General features: G+C 40.2%; 17 protein-coding genes. 1 reads left to right on the top strand and 16 read right to left on the bottom strand.

Features of this window, described 5'->3' with window-relative positions:
* Positions 1 to 59: 59 nt before the first annotated feature.
* The 13 genes from pstB to hcaE form a co-directional block, all read right to left on the bottom strand.
* A complete protein-coding gene (gene pstB / locus AC1M9H_RS06725) occupies positions 60 to 983 on the bottom strand; it encodes a phosphate ABC transporter ATP-binding protein PstB (RefSeq protein WP_035267112.1) in 924 nt (307 codons plus the stop codon).
* A 12-nt stretch (positions 984 to 995) separates the two neighbouring features.
* On the bottom strand, positions 996 to 2,384 hold the full coding sequence (pstA, locus tag AC1M9H_RS06730) for a phosphate ABC transporter permease PstA (RefSeq protein ID WP_481613036.1): 1,389 nt from the start codon (positions 2,382 to 2,384) through the stop codon (positions 996 to 998).
* Positions 2,384 to 3,763, bottom strand: a complete 1,380-nt coding sequence (gene pstC, locus AC1M9H_RS06735; protein WP_481613037.1) for a phosphate ABC transporter permease subunit PstC — start codon at positions 3,761 to 3,763, stop codon at positions 2,384 to 2,386. The genes pstA and pstC overlap by 1 nt, the downstream gene beginning before the upstream one ends.
* A gap of 99 nt (positions 3,764 to 3,862) precedes the next feature.
* Positions 3,863 to 4,888 carry a substrate-binding domain-containing protein gene (locus tag AC1M9H_RS06740; RefSeq protein WP_179997953.1) on the bottom strand — a complete coding sequence of 342 codons (1,026 nt, stop codon included), beginning with the start codon at positions 4,886 to 4,888 and terminating at the stop codon, positions 3,863 to 3,865.
* A 354-nt stretch (positions 4,889 to 5,242) separates the two neighbouring features.
* On the bottom strand, positions 5,243 to 6,775 hold the full coding sequence (locus tag AC1M9H_RS06745; RefSeq protein ID WP_092767092.1) for a pyridoxal phosphate-dependent decarboxylase family protein: 1,533 nt from the start codon (positions 6,773 to 6,775) through the stop codon (positions 5,243 to 5,245).
* A gap of 3 nt (positions 6,776 to 6,778) precedes the next feature.
* Complete coding sequence (locus tag AC1M9H_RS06750; protein ID WP_481591392.1) at positions 6,779 to 8,152, bottom strand: diaminobutyrate--2-oxoglutarate transaminase; 1,374 nt, start codon at positions 8,150 to 8,152, stop codon at positions 6,779 to 6,781.
* 432 nt (positions 8,153 to 8,584) lie between these two features.
* On the bottom strand, positions 8,585 to 9,490 hold the full coding sequence (locus AC1M9H_RS06755; protein WP_481608824.1) for a DMT family transporter: 906 nt from the start codon (positions 9,488 to 9,490) through the stop codon (positions 8,585 to 8,587).
* Between the two features lie 88 nt (positions 9,491 to 9,578).
* Positions 9,579 to 10,808 carry a 3-phenylpropionate/cinnamic acid dioxygenase ferredoxin--NAD(+) reductase subunit gene (gene hcaD / locus AC1M9H_RS06760; protein WP_481613038.1) on the bottom strand — a complete coding sequence of 410 codons (1,230 nt, stop codon included), beginning with the start codon at positions 10,806 to 10,808 and terminating at the stop codon, positions 9,579 to 9,581.
* A 4-nt stretch (positions 10,809 to 10,812) separates the two neighbouring features.
* Positions 10,813 to 11,778, bottom strand: a complete 966-nt coding sequence (locus tag AC1M9H_RS06765) for a 3-carboxyethylcatechol 2,3-dioxygenase (protein WP_481609897.1) — start codon at positions 11,776 to 11,778, stop codon at positions 10,813 to 10,815.
* 68 nt (positions 11,779 to 11,846) lie between these two features.
* A complete protein-coding gene (gene hcaB / locus AC1M9H_RS06770; RefSeq protein ID WP_035267124.1) occupies positions 11,847 to 12,662 on the bottom strand; it encodes a 3-phenylpropionate-dihydrodiol/cinnamic acid-dihydrodiol dehydrogenase in 816 nt (271 codons plus the stop codon).
* A 2-nt stretch (positions 12,663 to 12,664) separates the two neighbouring features.
* Positions 12,665 to 12,991: a 3-phenylpropionate/cinnamic acid dioxygenase ferredoxin subunit gene (hcaC, locus tag AC1M9H_RS06775; RefSeq protein WP_005181999.1), complete on the bottom strand. Its 327-nt coding sequence runs from the start codon at positions 12,989 to 12,991 to the stop codon at positions 12,665 to 12,667.
* Positions 12,991 to 13,509: a 3-phenylpropionate/cinnamic acid dioxygenase subunit beta gene (gene hcaF, locus AC1M9H_RS06780; protein ID WP_035267127.1), complete on the bottom strand. Its 519-nt coding sequence runs from the start codon at positions 13,507 to 13,509 to the stop codon at positions 12,991 to 12,993. Before hcaF ends, hcaC begins: the two co-directional genes overlap by 1 nt.
* Positions 13,506 to 14,873 carry a 3-phenylpropionate/cinnamic acid dioxygenase subunit alpha gene (hcaE, locus tag AC1M9H_RS06785; RefSeq protein WP_092767097.1) on the bottom strand — a complete coding sequence of 456 codons (1,368 nt, stop codon included), beginning with the start codon at positions 14,871 to 14,873 and terminating at the stop codon, positions 13,506 to 13,508. The genes hcaF and hcaE overlap by 4 nt, the downstream gene beginning before the upstream one ends.
* A 281-nt stretch (positions 14,874 to 15,154) precedes the next feature.
* Between hcaE and hcaR the strand changes: the two genes are divergently transcribed.
* Positions 15,155 to 16,054, top strand: a complete 900-nt coding sequence (gene hcaR, locus AC1M9H_RS06790; protein ID WP_481613039.1) for a DNA-binding transcriptional regulator HcaR — start codon at positions 15,155 to 15,157, stop codon at positions 16,052 to 16,054.
* A 333-nt stretch (positions 16,055 to 16,387) separates the two neighbouring features.
* Here the strand turns inward: hcaR and AC1M9H_RS06795 are convergent, their stop codons facing one another.
* From AC1M9H_RS06795 to dmpG, 3 genes are all read right to left on the bottom strand, one after another.
* Positions 16,388 to 17,248 carry an alpha/beta fold hydrolase gene (locus tag AC1M9H_RS06795; protein WP_035267132.1) on the bottom strand — a complete coding sequence of 287 codons (861 nt, stop codon included), beginning with the start codon at positions 17,246 to 17,248 and terminating at the stop codon, positions 16,388 to 16,390.
* Between the two features lie 262 nt (positions 17,249 to 17,510).
* On the bottom strand, positions 17,511 to 18,803 hold the full coding sequence (locus AC1M9H_RS06800) for an OprD family outer membrane porin (protein ID WP_481613040.1): 1,293 nt from the start codon (positions 18,801 to 18,803) through the stop codon (positions 17,511 to 17,513).
* A gap of 397 nt (positions 18,804 to 19,200) precedes the next feature.
* Positions 19,201 to 20,220: a 4-hydroxy-2-oxovalerate aldolase gene (gene dmpG / locus AC1M9H_RS06805; protein ID WP_092767099.1), complete on the bottom strand. Its 1,020-nt coding sequence runs from the start codon at positions 20,218 to 20,220 to the stop codon at positions 19,201 to 19,203.
* Positions 20,221 to 20,224 lie beyond the last annotated feature (4 nt).

Below are 20,224 nucleotides of genomic sequence, written 5' to 3' on the forward strand. Positions count from 1 at the left end.
ATTTTTGTAATAAAAAAAGAGCCCGAAGACTCTTTTTATTTATGTTTCTAAATTTTTAATTAACCAAATCGACCCGTAATATACGCCTCAGTCAATTGATGATCAGGTTGAGTAAATACTTTTTCTGTCGAATTCACTTCAATCAAATCACCTAAATGGAAATAGGCAGTACGGTCTGATACACGTGCAGCTTGTTGCATTGAGTGCGTAACGATTGCAATAGTATATTGTGTTGAAAGCTCAGCGATTAACTCTTCAACTTTAGCCGTAGCAATTGGGTCAAGTGCTGAACAAGGTTCGTCCATTAAAATCACTTCTGGCGAAACTGCAATAGTTCGAGCAATACATAAACGTTGCTGTTGACCGCCTGATAAACCAGTTCCAGGCTGATTCAAACGATCCTTAACTTCATCCCACAAGCCCGCTTTACGTAAACTATTTTCAACGATCTCTTCTAAATCATATTTGTCACGTGCTAAACCATGGAGTTTAGGTCCGTATGCAACGTTTTCAAAAATTGATTTTGGGAATGGGTTTGGCTTTTGGAACACCATACCCACTTGCGCACGAAGTAGTACTACGTCGAGATTAGGATCATAAATGTCTTGATTATCCAACATGACTTTACCCGTTACCCGACAACTATCTATCGTGTCGTTCATACGATTTAAAGTACGTAGGAATGTTGACTTACCACATCCAGATGGACCAATAAAAGCAATCACTTCATTTTGATAAATATTAAGATCAATGCCTTTAATCGCTTCAGATTCACCATAATAAACATGAACATCAGTTGTACTCAGTTTTACAACATCCGATTTTGCTTCTTTTTTATTTTCGCTTTGCGTGTCAAATTGTGAAACAAACGAAGTTGACGTTTTTTGATTTGCATCTTGAGATGTAAATTGTGTTTGATCTGAATTCACTGATTGATCCTTTTTTAAGGAATTTTGAGTTACTTGCGAAGTTACTGTATTCATATTTTGCTCCGACTACCAACGGACTTCAAATTTCTTACGTAACCAGATCGCTAAACTATTTAAGCTAATCATCATCGCAAGGAGAACAATAATGGCTGCAGCAGTACGACCTTCAAAGAAGTTACGAAGTTCATTACCCTGCCACAAGAAAATCTGTACAGGCAGCGCTGTAGATTGATCAAATGGACTTGCTGGAACACTGGCTACAAAAGCACTCATACCAATCAACAACAACGGCGCAGTCTCACCCAATGCTTGAGCCACACCAATAATTGCACCTGTTAAAATACCTGGTAATGCCAAAGGTAGAACGTGATGAAAAACAGTTTGCAGTCTTGATGCACCCAATCCTAATGCAGCTTGGCGAATCGAAGGTGGAACGGCTTTTAAAGAAGCCCGTGTCGTAATAATCACCGTTGGCAATGTCATTAAACTTAACACAAGACCACCCACCAAAGGGGCAGATAATGGTAAATGCATCCAACCAATAAAAATTGCAGCACCAAGCAAACCAAATACAATCGATGGAACAGCAGCCAAATTATTGATGTTGACTTCTACAATATCTGTAATCCAGTTCTTTGGTGCGAACTCTTCAAGATAGATCGCAGATGCAACGCCGATTGGAATCGAAATAAAGATTACAATCAACATCATGAACAATGAGCCCATGAATGCACCAGCTAAACCAGATGTCGCTGGTGAACTACGAGAGTCAGGACTCGTGAAAATATTCGTGTTAAATGAATTTTCGATGACACCTTTAGCCTTGAGTTCATCAGCAATTTGACGAATCTCAGGACTAAGTTGTTGCTGTTCATCTGGCAAAGAACGATCAATATTACCTGCAAGCCACACATCAATATTTGCATCAGCAAGGACTTTTACATCGACTGTTTTACCAACCAAGCTTGGATCATTCATCACCATATCACGGATACGATATGCTTCAGAGCTCGTATAGATATAGCTTAAATCATCACGTTGTGCTTCAAGTTGAGGTTCTTGTTTGATCATTGCATTGATGATCAATGCATCCCAATCCACCATGCCAACTTCAGTCTGCCACTCAATAAAGCGTTCTTCATACTGAGCTGGATTCTCACCTTCAGCCAGTACAGGTTTTGGACCAACTTCAATAATTTTTGGATCGAAATAGATTGGCAAATTCATGCTACTTTGCCAAAAAGCAGGCAAGCCTTTCGCTAAAATACTACCGAATAGCAATACTACGAAGAATAAGCCAGCAATCACTGCTGAAAAACCGAAGAAACGGAACGTCTTTTCTTTACGATGACGTTTAGCTAAAGAATTCTGAATAGTCTTCTTACGCTTTTCTCTAAGCTGCTCAGCTGTTGCTGAATCAACTGTCTCGAGAGTATTAGGATTAGAAGTACTCATTAGTCGTATTGCTCACGGTATTTACGCACGATGTAAAGTGCAACAATGTTCAAACCTAAAGTAATCACAAACAATGTAAGTCCTAGTGCGAAAGCGACTAATGCTTGCGGACTTGCAAAGTCAGTATCACCTGTTAATTGATTAACAATCGTAATCGTTACGGTCGAAACAGCTTCTAATGGATTTGCGTGTAAAAGAGGACTGTTACCAGCTGCTAGAACTACGATCATAGTTTCGCCAATTGCACGGGAAGCAGCCAATAAAAATGCACCAATAATGCCAGGCAACGCTGCTGGAATGACCACTTTACGAATCGTTTCAGATTTGGTCGCCCCTAATCCTAAAGATCCATCACGTAATGCTCGAGGCACTTGAGTAATAATGTCATCAGATAAAGAAGACACAAAAGGAATGATCATGATTCCCATGACAAAACCTGCAGTGAGCGCACTCGTTGCGTTGATATCAATTCCAACCATTGCCCCTACAGTTTTAATAAATGGGCCAATAATCATGAGTGCAAATACACCATAAACGATCGTTGGTATACCCGCTAACACTTCAATGGTCGGTTTTGCCCAAGAGCGGAAGCGTGGAGAAGCATATTCAGCCAAATAAATCGCGATCATTAAACCCACTGGTACAGCAACTAATAGTGCGATCCCACTGACCATGAGCGTACCCCACAACAATGGAAGTAAACCATAGCTACCCTCTGCACTTCCCGAAGTACTGAAACCTGGGTTCCACTCTGTACCAAAGAAGAAATCAAAAGGATTGACGAAACTGAAGAAACGCATCGCCTCTCCAAACATCGACATTACAATTCCAAGTGTTGTAAGAATTGCGACACCAGAACATAAAGCTAAGCCAACATTGATGACTTTCTCGACCTGATTACGCGCTCTAAAATCTTGGCTAATTCTTTTTTTTGCCCATACTAAACCTGCCAATGCAGCGCAAATGACAACTGCTAATTTTGTAAAAGAGGCAATAGTTGAAAATTTACTCAGTTGCTCTGCAGCTGCAACTTCATAGGACGTTGCTGTATCACTGACACCAAATCCGGATGCAATCGCTTGAACACGGTCAACAACTACGTTTAGGCTTGCTGGATCTAGACTTGCTTTAATATCCTGTGGCAAATGATTAAGCACCACCTGCTCCAAGATCGTTGGCTCAACCAAGTTCCAAACAATCAAAATTAAAAATGCAGGGATACCACACCACAACGCAACTAATGCCCCATAGTAACCAGGACGTGAATGCAAAGCGGCAGAGTTATTTCCCTGACCTGCTAAGTTACGGCTTTTGCGTAATCCGATTTGATAGGCAATGGCGATGATCGCCAGTAACACACCTATAAGTAGCAGATTCATGTATTCTCCACTGTCTTTTCAATTTTCATGGTTTGAAAAAACTTTTTTCAATGAAAAAACCAATGGCAGGATAATTCCTGCCATTAGTTTGTCGTTTGATTACTTAACAGCTTTACCTGCTTTAAAGTTTGCCAAAATTGATGCGCGCTCTTTGTCAGAGAGTGAAATTAAGCCCGCTTTTTCTAACTTAGAACCTTTACCTGAAACACGCTTGTTTAAGAAATATTCAGTAAACTGTGGTAAACCTTTGATTGATTTCAAGTGTTCACCTTTTACATAGAAGAATAATGGGCGTGATACAGGGTAAGAACCATTTAAAATCGTGTTTTCAGACGGTGCCACATTGTTCACAGTTGCAACGCGTAAACGGTCACGGTTTTGATCATAGAAACCTAAACCAAACACACCAACAGCACTTGGAGAAGTTTTTAAGCGTGCAAGTGTTTCTGTATAGTCACCCGCAATTTCCACAACACGACCATCTTTACGGAACGTTGTGCAAGCTTTCTTTTTGGCATCTTTATCTAAAGCTTTAATAGCAGCATACGATTCACAACCAGCGTCCACCATTTTCTCCTGGAAGACTTCACGTGTACCATGATTCGAAGCTGGGATTACAAGCGTGATTGGCTCATTTGGTAATGATTTATCAATTTGATTCCAACGTGTATATGGGTTTTTTACCATTTTACCGTTTGAAGGCAATTCAGCTGCCAAAGCTGCAAATACATGTTGTGGACGTAATTTATAAGCTGCTTTGTTAGCATTTGAAGCAAATACGATACCGTCGTAACCGATTTTAATTTCTAATACTTGGTTAACGCCATTTTTCTTACATTCAGCCAATTCGCTCGATTTAATTGCACGAGATGAGTTAGCAATATCGATCGTATTGTCGCCAACACCATTACAAAATTGTTTTAAACCACCCGACGAACCGCCTGAACCAACTACTGGTGTTTTAAATTGAGGGAAGTTATTACCGAATTCTTCAGCCACAATACTTGCATATGGCAATACTGTAGAAGAACCCGCAATTTGAATTGTGTCACGTGCTGCATTTGCGGTTGTTGCTACAGCTGCCCCAGAAAGTGCTAATGCAATTGCAATATTTGTAAAGCGCATCATGTTATCTCTCAATTTATGCAAATTTGGAGTACGCTACTTTTTATTGAAGTATTGTACTTATTTCGATACATGCATTTTGATTTGATAATATGACAATAAGGTTACAGCTTTATTACGATTTTATTATTTTTATTACACCAACCTGCTTTTTTATTTTTTAATTATATTTCAACGATTTATAATAATTACCGTTAAATACTGATATTTTTATTACCTACTTATTCTTTAATAATTATCCCCCCTAATTCCGCATAAAGATTTCTTCAATCATGATCTAAAAATATGTCAAAGTTATGAATTTTGAATATCAAAAAAGCGCTCAATTGAGCGCTTTTTTCAAAAAACAATCTATTAATCGATTGGTGGCGTATATGTACCATCAGCAATTGAAGCTTTGATGCGATCAGACTCAGCCAGTACAAGCGCAAGCAAGTTCTTCACATTGTCTAAAGTTGCTACTGGACTTAAAGTTGTCATTTTCAATGATTGAACCTGACCGACTTTAGTCACACCAATATTCGCTTCACCACGTGCAAACAATTCATCCGCAACGTTTTGGTTCAGTGTATCGAGTAATTCTGTTGGGTAACCTTCAGGAATTACACGGAATAAGACTGATGCAAATTGTGGCTCAACCAATAACTCTAAACCATCTGTTGCTTTAATATAATCTGCAACATCACGCGTTAAAGTAACACCATGGTCAATCATAGAGCCGTAAAGCTCTTCACCGAGTGCTTCAATCGTCATCCACAATTTCAACGCATCAAAACGACGTGTTGTTTGTAGCGATTTAGACACTAAGTTTGGTACACCATGCTCTTCATCATAAGCAGAGTTTAAGTATTCCGCTTCATAATGCATAAAGCGATAGTTCGCTTCATCTTTAAGTAAGAATGCACCACAAGAAATCGTTTGGAAGTAATGCTTATGGAAATCAAGTGTGATTGAATCAGAAAGCTCGATACCATCTAACAAATCACGGTGATTATTAGATAGGATTAAAGCACCGCCCCATGCTGCATCGATATGCATCCACGCGCCGTACTTGTTGGTGATTTCACGGACTTTCTTTAAAGGATCAATTGCACCCGCATCGGTAGTACCTGCAGTTGCAACCACACATGCCACAATTTTGCCTTCATTTTGAAGGTGTGCCATGGTTTTCTCTAGTGCATCCATGTCCATACGCGCATTTTCGTCGACAGGCACAGTCACTACAGATTGGAAGCCCATTCCCATCATCGCCATGTTCTTTTGCACAGAGAAGTGAGCATTTTCAGAACAAATGACTTTAACGTTTCGCATCGCTTCCGCAGGTACGCCATCACGCTGAACAGACCACGGATTGCCGTTTTCGTCTTTCCAGTTTTTCGCGATACATGCATCACGTGCAAGCAATACACCCATCAAGTTTGACTGCGTACCGCCAGAGGTGAACACACCTGCTTGACCTGCACCATAACCAACTTTTTGACGAAGCCAATCGATCAACTGAACTTCCATCAATGAACCTGCAGGGCTTTGATCCCATGAGTCCATCGATTGGTTAGTTGCGTTAATGAGTACTTCTGCGATTTGGCTAGTCACCATAGTAGGACAATGCAAATGCGCTAAAGAATGAGGATGATGTACTTTTAAGCTCTTATTAAGGAATAGCTCAACCATACGCTCTAATGACTTTTCCACACCCAATCCTTCTTTAGAAGGATTAAATGCAATTGCACTGCGTAGCTCTTTAATGCTACCGCCTGTGTACATTTTGTCATTTTGTAACCAAGCTGCTACTGCTTGAGTTGCCTGATCCATTGCTGACGTATAGTCAGCAATGGATGCAGCATCATTACAGAGCAAAGCTTTACGGTGTTCTGCAAAATCTACCATGAATTAAGCGCCTCGTACCGCAACTAATGCTTCAGAAATTGCTTTCTTAAAGCGCACAATTACTTCTTCACATTCAGCTTGGTTAATAATTAATGGGCAAAGTAGACGAATCACTGTACCGTTACGCCCACCCTTTTCTAACAACAATTTGTTGTTGAAACACGCTGCTTGGATTGCAGCAGCCAATTGACCATCTGCAGGAAGTGAACCCATATGGTCAGCAGGTTTACGCTCATCAACGATTTCGATACCGATCATTAAACCGCGGCCACGTACATTACCGATACATGGGAATTCTACAGCTAATTTCTTCAATTCAGCTTGAAGGAAATCACCGCGCTCTTGTGCGTTTTGCGCAAGATTTTGTTCTTTAATCGTTTTGATCGTAGCAAGACCAGTACCCATAGCCAATTGGTTACCACGGAAAGTACCTGTGTGACCTGCAGGCTGCCAAGCATCAAACTTACGCTTAATACCAAGTACTGCAAGTGGTAAGCTTCCACCTACTGCTTTCGACATCACTACAACATCAGGTTCGATACCCGCATGTTCAAAGGCAAACATTTTTCCTGAACGCGCGAAACCAGCTTGTACTTCATCAAGAATTAAAACGATGTTGTGCTTTTCAGTCACTTCACGAATTTTTTTCAACCATTTCACAGGTGCTGTAACCACACCGCCCTCGCCTTGAATCGCTTCAAGGATAACTGCAGCAGGCTTAGTCACACCGCTTTCAACATCTTCGATGAAGTTTTCAAAGAAATAAGTAAGCGCGTCAACACCCGCTTCACCGCCTAAACCTAGTGGGCAACGGTATTCATGTGGATACGGCATGAATTGAACGCCTGGCATTAAACCATTAACAGCGTTTTTAGCAGACAAATTACCTGTCATTGCTAATGAGCCGTGAGTCATACCATGGTAGCCACCAGAGAAGCTGATCACAGTGCCACGACCAGTATATGTTTTTGCAAGTTTAATTGCTGCTTCTGTACCATCTGCACCAGATGGACCACAGAACTGTAGGCAGTACTCTTCTTTACCACCCGGTAATTCAGCAAGTAAAGCTTCAGTAAAAGCATCTTTTAAAGGTGTCGTTAAATCCAAAGTATGTAATGGAAGACCACTCGCTAAAGTGTCTTGAATACTTTGAATGACCGCAGGATGATTATGGCCCAAAGCCAATGTTCCTGCCCCAGCTAAACAATCGAGGTACTCTGTACCTTCAACATCAGTAACCCAGCAACCTTGTGCTTTTGCTATCGCTAACGGCAATTTACGTGGATAGCTACGAACATTAGATTCCATCTGACTTTGGCGAGTCAAATAGTATTCGTTAGTAGAATTAGGTGCAGGATTTACAGAAGAAACGCTCATATCGAATTACCATCTCTGATATGGGTTAATAGAAATAAGTCGGGTGACTTGCGGTCCTTTGACTCGGTGCTTTATAGAGTTCTAGTTAGCCTATTGTGTAGAGTTATAACTAGAGGGCGCGATGATAACGAATTTTGAAATAAAATAAATAGATTTCTATCGTTTTCACCAGCAGATTCTAAAATATTAATGTGACAAATTGATAACTTGTATAGATTTCAAACTGTACCACTTCTATTTTAGATAAGTTTGAACTTGAGCTAAAGTAAAACAGTCCAAATTATGCAAAAAATGTTCAATTTTTTTTGCTGATTTGAACTGACTTTTTCAGTATTCCTAAATTCGAGCTTGGGCTAAAGCATAGTTTTGTAACATTATGAATCTTATATATTCATGTAGTTGTACGTGTGTGATTAAAACCACTTTTTTCACTCATTTTTTTAAGAATAGTTTCAAGAGCTCTCGATTAAAATACATCAGCAACCCCATCATCACAACGACAATCCCCCACAAGGCGTCATTATGAATAATTTCATTATTTAAGGATGCCCCCAAAACTAGGGCGATGACTGGCGTCATGACATTACTCAAAGACACTGTCGACGCTGCTAAGCGGCGGATTAACCAAAAATAGCACAGCATCGCAACAATTGATGACATGATCATTGTAAACAAAAAACCCACCATCGCTTGCGTACTTGGTAGCACAGTTGGGATTTGTTGCCAAATGAATGGAATGATTAAGAGTGATCCTAAAGCTGAAAAGATTAATGAACCTGTCGCCTGACTCATGGGGCTTAAAGGTGCATTAATTTGTTTGACCCAAAAAATCGAACTGATATACGACACCATACTGATCAGCATCAGAACCACACCCCAAGGATTGACTCGCTCATCTGCAGATTCTGCAAAAACAAATGTGAGACCCAATACGGCAATGACCATTCCACTCCATTGTAAAATAGACAACTTATGTGTTTTTAGGATGAGATGTCCAATGAGACCTGCAATTAATGGCGAAAATCCGAAGATCAGTGCCATTAAGCCTGACGTTAAATAATTTGCTGCTAAGTAGATAAATAACTGCGCACCTATTAAATTTAGGCTACCAGCCACATAACTTTTCAGCGATACATGATCAAACGGGAGTGGATCACGCATCATTTTGAGCAACGCCAAAGCAATTATAGATGCACCAAAGTATCGAATGATGAGCACCCACATTGGATGAATTTCTGCAACACTCCATACAATGGCAAGTGGTGTTGCAGCCCATATCAATACCAATAAGGCATATATACTCGCAACGACCATTATATTTGAGGAACTAGAATTCATAATTTGCTCAAAATTAAATCAATATTTTCTTAGGCACATAAAAAACAGACCTAAGTTACCCTAGGTCTGTTGCACAATCTCACCAAGTTTACTTCACAAGTTTACGAAGGTCTTGGCTAAGATCTAAATATTTATCTGCTTCAAATGCAGCTTGTTTGCTAATCAATTTTTTAAGATGACGCATTTCTTTAGCCGCATTTACCGTAATACCACCAACAATAATACCGTCAGTTACACCGAACAATACAAATGAAGATTCTGCACGTAGCTCAGGATTGATTTCACCACGAACGAACCATTCAGCCGCTGCCATATCACCTACGAATTGGTAGTTAATGTCCAACTGATCTGTCCAGAACCATGCTGGATTAGGAGTAGGATGTTCTACACCCATTACATGGCGTGCAAAGATACCTGCTTGAAGATTAGCATTTTCCCAAGTCTCAACACGACGGTGGTTACCACAGTCACGAAGTTGAGTTGCCACATCACCTGCCGCATAAATATCAGCATTCGAGGTTTGGCAATTTTCGTTTACTTTGATCGCGAGATCAACGTCAAGACCAGCGTCAACTGCCAACTGCGCATTTGGCACAATACCGATACCATAAACCACAGCATCCGCACGAAGTTCTTGGCCATCAGCCAAAGTCACTACGATTTCTTCGCCATCAAGCTTGCACTCTGCAATTGAGGTTGAAAGACGGACATCCACACCTGCCAATTTTTGCTGTTCAAGCAAGAATTCACTCAAGATGCGTGGCGATGAACGGCCCATCACCATTGGACCCATTTCAATGACAGTGACTTCACATTCTTTGAAACGTGCAGATGATGCAAGCTCAAGACCGATTACACCACCACCAATCAGGATGATACGTTGACCTTTTTGTAACACTGGTACAAGGGCTTGTGAATCTTCAAGATTACGCAGCGTGTAAACATGTTTGCCAAGTGCATCGAAGTTTGGAAGACGACGTGCTGCACCGCCAGTTGCAATCAGCAATTTGTCATAAGCAACAACATCACCATTTTGAAGTTCGACAGTTTTGGCTTCAGCGTTGATTTTCACGACACCATTACCACGAATTGCTGTCACACCAAGATCTGCTAATTTTTCTTCAGATAAAATTTCAATCTTGGTTTCTTCAGGTTTTAAAATCACGTCTTTAGAAAGTGGTGGACGCTCATAAGGAAGATGCGTTTCATCACCAATTAATGTGATTTTACCTTCATATTTGTTTGCACGAAGCTCAAGGATCGCACTTGCGCCTGCTTGACCTGCACCAACGATGACGATGTTGTTTACATTGCTCATGGGATTAACCTTTTAATTCCGCAGATACGATACCGAAGCCCGCAATCCACTCACTAATATCTTCATAGCAGTGAGTTATCATTTCATACTCACCAACTTCGCTCAGTGCAGCAAATGCTGCCATCCAGCAACGCACTTCTTGACCACCACGACCACCTTCGACACGAATTTCTGCCTCAGTCATCGCTTCCATTGCAGCAAAATCTGCTTGTTTAAATTTCTCAAGCAATGCGATATCCCACTCAGGGCTCAGCGGTACTGCAACTGATGTATCTCCAGCAGCAAGTTTCTGACCAACTGCAATAATTTTCGCTTGACGCGCATTACGTGCTTCTTCAGTTGGATTACGGCCAGCAATTAAAAACTCTTCAACTTCTGGTGGCACTGACCCCATTTGAGGTGTTGGTGGATCATGAGACAAACCACCTGTACCCAATACAAGTACACGCTCATTTTCAAGATTAAGTGACTTAATATATTGTCCAACCGCACGGCCTAAAGCAATGGTACGCTTTGTGGTTGGCATTGGTGCGGCAGCGCCATTAATAAATATTGGAATCGTTTTATAACGATCAAGTTTTCCATCACAAAGGAAGTGTAATGGTTGAGTCACACCATGGTCAGCCTGCATACGATATGAGTATGCAACATCAACACCTTCATCTAGAACTTGACGCACAAGTGCCAAAGCCTTGTCTTCAGGAACATCGATTTTATTGTCAATTTTACCGTAATCCCAGTCACCAGCAGCCGTAGCACGGATACCGACACAGAAACTTGGCATAAGGTCGTAGAAAAAACCGTTAAAATGGTCTGGACCAAAAGTAATGATCAGTGTTGGATCGTAAGCTTTTACTTCAGCAGATAATTGTTCAAAAGCAGCACGTACTTTTTGCTCTTTTGACTGATCTTGAGGTGAAGCAAATTCCATTAAAGGACTGTGCGAAGCACAAATAAGTTTAACGGCCATGAGAGACTCCTTAAAAGGAAGGCAGCCTTAGAACAGGCTGCCGATAAGTCCATTTTTTAGACTAGATTTTATTCGTCAAAGAAACCAGCACGTGGTTGACGTAGACCACGAATACCCAAACCACATTCTGCATTGATCAGAACACCAGTTAAAGGTCGGTTATTTTGACGAGATGCCAAGAGCACATAAGAACCTGTCATTTCTTCAGGCTCAGGTAAGAAGTTCAACGGCATACCACGCGCGATTTTCTCAGGATCACGCGCATCTAAAAGACCTAGATTTTCTTGGCCTAATGATGCAGCACCTTTAATGTTTACATTCATACCTGACGGCGCAACAGCATTCACACGAACTTTGGGTGCAAGCTCGTACGCCAATTCCTTCATGATGCCTACGCCAGCATGCTTAGATGCTGTGTAAACTGGACCACCACCCGCAGAATATAATGCTGAGTTAGATAGCGTGAAGATTATCGAACCTTCAGATTTTACTAACTCATCAAGTGCAGCTTTAGCACCTAGAATTAATGCTTTCGTATTAATTCCCATGATTTCGTCAAACGCTTTATCAAGTTGCTCACCTGAAGTATTGACGATATCTGCGTAGTGATCCCAGATTCCTGCATTACCAATAAAGCAATCAAGCTTACCAAAACGCTCAACAGTTGCTTTTACAGCACGGACATTGTCTTCATAGTTGGCAACATCACCAGCGATTGCAACAATTTGATCACCAAAGCGTTCTTTTAAAGCATCGACTTTAGATTGTGAACGTTGTAACACACCAACGTGTGCACCTTCTTCAAGGAAGCGTTCAACTAAAGCCCAACCTAAACCAGAACCACCACCTGTGATCAGTGCAACTTCGCCTTTAAGCCAACCCATGATTACTCTCCTGCCATTTCAACGTATAACGCACCATCTTCAACAATCACTGGGAAAGTTTGAATTGGATCTGTCGCTGGTAAACATAATGCTTGACCGGTTTTTAAACAGAAGCGAGCTGAATGCAATGGGCATTCGACAGTGCCATCGTCTTCAAGATAACCTTCTGACATTGAAGCATTACCATGAGAACAACGGTCATTCATTGCGAAGAACTCACCACCATTGTTAAACACTGCAAGCGCATCGATACCGTTAACGCCGCAATCTACTTTCAACGCTTCGCCTTCGTCTAATTCGTCAACTTGGCAAACAAAAATCTTATTCATTAGAAGAACACACTCAGGTTGTGAGAGTTATAGGTAACTTGATCAAGCGTGATCTTACGGTTGAAAATTTGGAAGCCTAGGCCACCTTCAACTTTACGGATCTTGTCATGACGTTTACCACAGTAAATCGTGACATCTTTCTCTTTTTGTGTACGGTACAAAAGATATGTAACGTATACATCGTATTCGCCTTCCACTTCAGTAGCTTCTACGATCACGTTACTCACCATATGAGTTGTACGTGATGGAGGCTCTTCAGCCCAAGCCATACCTGTTTCAAGACGAGCAACACGACGCTCTAAAAGATCTTTCGTATCATTGAACACCCAAGTTGTAGGTGGTTCAATTGAACGACGACGGTCACGTGTTTGAGCATTTGGTGTTGTACGTAGCGTGTAAGAAATATCTTCAGCTAACGTATCTAACCAGTCGCGGAATTTCCAATCGTCAAGCAATTTCGCTTCACGATAGAGGAATTGGCTAATTTGATGGTGAAGTTCTAAACTCACTTGACTCATTTCATAAGCTCCTTCTCATATTCGTCAGCTGCTTTCTCAACATCTTCCCATTTTTCATGGATTAGCAAGTCTGCCCAACGACGGTACATGCCGCGTGCCGCAGTTTCTGAGAAAATATAGTTGGTGATACCAGGGATACCATCTTCACGAATTTTCTCGTTGCCAAGACCCATTTCCATAATGAGTTTGTTTTGACGTGCTTTGTAACCACGTAAGACTTTTTGAATTTCGATCCAGTTTTCAGAGTCATCTTGCTCTAAGAAACCAGCTGGACCAAATGCACGTGTCGCAGAACGTTCAAACGCTTCTTTCACTTCTTGTGACGCTTCAGCATCCGCAATACAGAACGCCCATACTTCAGTTTTGTTTGGACCACGTGGATGCCATACGCGAAGTGTTGCTGTACCGTTTAACCAAGACAATGTTGGGAACATAGTGTTATGACCCGCAAGACGTAAAGCACGGATTTCACCAAGACGCTCTTTAACTTCTTCGTAAGTTTCGCGGAAATAGTTTGCTACTTCACCATCAACCCATACGTTTGCATCTGGTTTCTCTGTAAAGAAGAAGCCTGAACCGTGACCACGTGAACCATATTGGATTGCGTCTTTCGCAGTTTCCCATACAGGACGTGCAGTTTGCGCAGCACCTAATTTCTTAGTAGATTCGTCATCAGGTTTAGCACCTAATACTTGAATCGCAGATGCGTGAGAGAACAATGCATGATATTGGTCAGATGCAAACTGTTCAGCCGCAAATTTCCAGTTACATTCGATTTCCCACTTATGAACACCACCGATAATCTCAGTACCACCTGGACGACGATCTAATACGCCATCTAAGTACCAAGCGATATCACCCATGTATTCTTCAAGGTCTGGAGTTGTTTCATCCCAACAACCGAAGATTAAGCCTTTATAAGACTTCACACGGTTTACTTCGATCAAACTCCACTTCTCTTTACATGCGCCTTGAGGGAATGCACGATCTTCAAGAGGAATATCTTTAAGAGAGCCGTCTACGCCATAAGACCAACCGTGGTATGGACATGTAAATGCACGAGTGTTACCGCAGTCAGCAAAGCTCACGCGCATTGAACGGTGACGACATTGGTTTAACAATGCTTTGATTGAACCGTCTTTTTGACGTACCACGATGATCGGATCTTCACCCATATAGGTATTGAAGAAATCACCAGCCTTTGGAATTTGGCTTTCATGGCAAAGGAATAACCATGTACGACCGAACACACGTTCAAGTTCTAATTCATAGATATCTGGATCTGTATAAATAGATGGCGTGATACGTCCATTTTGTGCATCGACTAAAGCATCGATTTCGCGCACATCAATTTTCCCACTCATGAAAAGCTCTCCTGTGACTAAATTAGACACAAACTAATAGACTCAACTTTGCAGAGATAATGAGTTTTGAACGAGTTTTGGGGAAATATTTTTTTTGTTTGAATCAAGATGTTTTATCGATAAATTAATCAATCGCTGAATACGTGAATTTTACCATATTTTAATAATAACGTTGATATTTCAATATGCTCAGCCCCACTTCACCGAATATCCATTTGTGAACTATACTCGCACTTGATCATATTTAGACATTATATGAATCAATCTTTGGATGATTTTTTATGGAACTACGACACCTACGATATTTCATTGCTGTGGCAGAAGAACTCAACTTCACCAAAGCAGCCTTGCGCCTTTATACTGCTCAGCCATCATTGAGCCAGCAGATTAAAGATCTTGAAGATGAAATTGGCGTCCCTTTGCTTTATCGTACAAAACGTAAGGTAGAACTCACTGAGGAGGGTCAAGTCTTCCTTGAACAAGCTCGCCTCACGATAGCCCAAGCAGACAAAGCAGTCGCAATGACTCGTCAGATTGCCAAATCTAAACAGCAATTGTTACGTATCGGCTTTGTTCCTGTAGTTGAAATGAAAATTTTTCCTTACGTTCTCCCTAATCTTCGTGTTCAAAACCGGGATTTAAAGATTGAATTGTTAAGCTTAAACAACTCCGATCAGTCAAAAATGTTAAAAAAAGGCGAAATTGATATCGCTTTTACTCGTCAAAATCTATTTAGTGATGAAATCGAAAGTCAATTTGTTTTACGAGAACCTTTGATTTTCTTACTCCCCAAAGATCATCCACTCGCTAAATACGATCGCATTCCAGTTAAAGAGCTCGATGGAATCGATTTCATTATTCCTTCTGAACAGCAATCTCAAACCCTAAATAAGATCATTCTAGATTTTGCTAAATATCATCAAATCAATTTAAATATTGTTCAAACTGCAGACAATATCCTCTTTAACATTAATTCTATTGGCATGAACCTGGGCTGTACTTTTCTACCTGGATATATCGCACCACTGACGATGAACAACACCGTGATTCGCCCGCTAGACGTGGAATTACCTTCAATCGATTTATTTGCAAGCTATAGAAAAACTACTAACTCAGAAGGCGTCAAAAAATTTATGGACTTACTGAGCTCTGTTTTTTACCTTGATATTAATCGTAATTAATTAATTTTTTTTCAAATTAATGATCACCGTTAGACATAGCGGTGATTTTTAGTTTTATTTCAACCATCAGTCTTAGACTTTAGTCTAATAAAGTTTTACAAATATCATCATAAATTCTATGAATTCAGGCTTTAGATTAGACTAATTTTTAAACAACTCATTAACCAACTAGACTTGATCTACCACTTAAGTCTAATGCATTAAAACAGATCAATGCTCAATATTGATTATCAATATGCAGATTTAAACGTATTAAACACATGTTCTATATTTTCAGTTTTAAAAAAGAGGATGATCAAATCATCCTCTTTTTTAGTTTTTTAGGATTTTAAATTATTTAACACCATGAACTGCTAGATAATTTTTAATCACTGTATTAAATTCTTCTGCTTTTTCAACTTGCGACCAGTGGCCACACTGACTAAAAATATGTGCATCAGCATTTGGAACGATATTCAAAATGTCCCAAGTACGCGACACAGGAATTACCACATCTTGAGTACCATGAATCAACAATACAGGAACTGTAATGTCTTTCATTTTTTCAAAGTCTAATGGGAACTCGAAACGATCACGGTCACGCGCACCCACAACATCCATTAAACGATCAGATGCATAGTCATTCGCCGCAGAATCAAAACGTACTTTTACCAGCTCATCTGTAATTAAGTCTTTATTTACAACGAACATTGAAAGTGTCTTACGAATACCTTCTTCTGTTAAAACTGGGTTTGCATGCGCTTTTAGGGCTGCAGTTTGTTTTGCACCACCTGTACCCATTGAAACAATACCGAGTACACGCTCTGGATAATCAAGTGCCAATTGGAATGCTAACCAACCACCTAGCGAATTACCTACTAACCATGTTTTTTCAATACCAAGTGCATCAAGAGTACGAATTGCATGATCAACCCATGCACGGATACCGTATTGAGTTCCTGGTGCAACGACAGTTTGACCATAACCAATGGTATCAATTGCGATACAACGCGCTTGCTCACCAATTGCAGGTAAATTCAACCACCAGTTAGCAGCTGCTGATACACCAGTACCAGAACCATGAAGGAATAAAATAGGCGTGCCTTCACCAATTTCATGATAATGGGTTAACTCACCTTCAGCAGTTTCGATCCATTTATCTTCTAAACCAAAGAATGAATCCGTTTTATATTCTGGAATTTGAACAGTGCTCATCATAGTCCTCTAACTGTCTATAACTGATCATATATTTGTGAAACAATCATCAGTTGATGTTTACAAATGATAGTTTTACAGTCTTATATTAACTGCTCTGTACCTTTCAACTGATACAAATTTACGATTGCATCCATCTTTTTACCAATTAAATAAATTACTGTTTTTTCTTATTTTTTTAAAATCAATATTCACCCTCTAATATGACTTGATAAGATCTCGATATGATCCTTGCTCATCATATCGAGATCAATTTCATTTTTTAGAATTTATAACTATAACTTAACGCCACACGATGCTCTTCTAAATCACTCAAGGTACCTGGAACATTGATGTTGTTATAATTAGTATCAATGAACATATAGTTGAAACCAAGACCTTTATACTTACCTTCTGGCACAACATAGTTCACGATGATGTTATTTTCATTCTCGCGACCTCGACCTGGTGTTGCCGTATCAATATTCCAACCTTGGAAATGACGTACAGTGGCAGATAATCCTGGTACACCCATTTCTTTAAAATTATAGGTATAACCTACACTCCAAGATTTCTCATCCTTACGGATAAAACTCGCGACTGACCAGTTATCTAAATAAGGTTGTGGCACCCAACCACCCAATGTTGGGAATAGTGTCGCTTTATCTCCATGCTCGCCAAACATCTCTTGATAACCTAATTGAACAGTATGCATACCATGATTGACTTTCGCCCCCATAGAAATTGCTTGGCTATCAATTTCACCAAAAAGTTTATCGCCAGTTTCACTGTTATCGAAGTAACGAATATGTGCATCTAAATTCGTTTTTTCATCAAGTTTAGTTTTATAGCTTGCAGCAACATAATGTTGCTTGAAGATGTCAGTTAAATCAGCGAACCAATAACTACCACCAATCTTTGATGTAAACTGGTGATCAACACCAACAATATACATTCCATCATCAGTTGTGAGACCTTGAGCTTCTGCCTTCGCAAAATCATTGTTTGGGAATAAGGTCAAATCTTGATACTGATTATCGTAACGCGCATTAATACCATCAATATAAGCTAAGGTTAATTTAGTATCCTGAATATCTTTCGACTCTAACCATGCACCACTATAAGTAGTTAATAATTGGCGTGATGGATCGAAGAAAATAACTGGTGACATCGGCAATAAATCACCTACTTTAAGTTCAGTTTCAGAAACTTTAAATTTTAAAGTCGCACCGAATTTAGCATTATCGCGTTCTGTACGACCTTGACTGTTATCATATGGCATATGAATGTCATTTACAGAATCACGCGATTTCAATCCAATTGCATATTGAGCCAAGAGATCTGCACCAACTTGAATGCCTGCACCAATATCGTGATAACCCGATTTAGCATCTAAAGTGATTGCTTGCGTCCAGTTACCATAATCTAGATTTGGTGCTGTATCGTAATTACGTTCTAAATAGAAATTTTTAAATTTAAGCTGAACATTTGAATCAGCCACAAAATTCGCGTGAGCAGCAGTTGTCCCTAGAGTTGTTGCAGCAATCATTGCTAGCCATAATTTTTGATGACGCATGGCTTCATCCTATACTCAAATCAGCGTTGATGAGCATATTGCTAAATTGTGCACTCTGAAGAAATCAGACTAGAGTCTAAAAAAAATTTAGACTTTTCCGATGAAAAACAATACTTTAAAAATTCTCATTGTTATAAACAATTAATAATAGCTCAGTAACTAAGCAAATTAACTTTTACTATGGATAATTTATTATATTTTAATATCTTACAAATTAACCCAGAAGCATTTTGCCATTTTATTTAATAGTTTTTAAGTTTAACAATCACGATACGCTCTACACCAAATCACTCAATATAAGCACCCAAACATCTCACGCAATTGTTTTTTTATATGTATCTTTTCTAAATTCATAAAAAAAGCACTCCTAAGAGTGCTCTTTCAAATCACTTTTAAATTATGCGTTAAGTTCTTTTGCTTTAGCCATAGTCAAAGCTAGATCTTCAATCATGTCTTCCTGACCACCAACAGTACCACGGCGACCAAGCTCCATTAAGATTTCACGCGCAGATACGCCATATTTCGCTTCAGCACGTTTAGCGAACAATAGGAATGAAGAGTAAACACCCGCATAACCTAAAGTAGCTGCATCACGGTCTGCACGAATTGGGTTGTGCATCATTGGAATCACGAGATCTTCAGCAACATCTTGTACTTTGAACAAGTCAACGCCTGTGTCCATACCCATACGATTTGCAACAGCGATGAACAATTCAAGTGGTGTGTTACCTGCACCCGCACCGAGACCTGCAGATGCCAAGTCAACACGTACCGCGCCTGCTTCAACAGCAGCAACAGTATTTGATACACCCATACCTAAGTTGTGGTGACCGTGGAAACCCAACTCAATGCTTGGGTCCAAGTGTTGACGTAAGTGTCCAACGCGATCAATTACATCTTGAGGAAGCATGTAACCTGCTGAGTCAGTCACATAAATACAGTTTGCACCGTAAGACACCATCTTCTTCGCTTCTTCTAAAAGACGCTCTGGAGATGCCATGTGAGCCAACATTAAGAAGCCCACTGTGTCCATTTCTAATTTACGCGCAGCGGTGATGTGCTGTTCAGAACAGTCAGCTTCAGTACAGTGAGTTGCAACACGAATCGTTGATACACCGATTTCATGTGCCATTTTCAAGTGGTCAACCGTACCGATACCAGGAAGAAGAAGTGCAGAAACTTTTGCATTCTTCATACGCGGTACAACAGCAGACAAGTATTCTTCGTCAGTCGCAGCAGCAAAACCGTAGTTTACTGATGAACCACCAAGGCCGTCACCGTGAGTGACTTCAATTAATGGTACGCCTGCATCATCAAGTGCTGTTGAAATTGCAATCATTTGCTCAACAGTCGTTTGATGGCGCTGCGGATGCATACCATCACGTAAAGTCATATCATGAACAATAATCTTAGACATGCGG

It is taken from the genome of Acinetobacter sp. ANC_7512 (genome assembly GCF_056779935.1).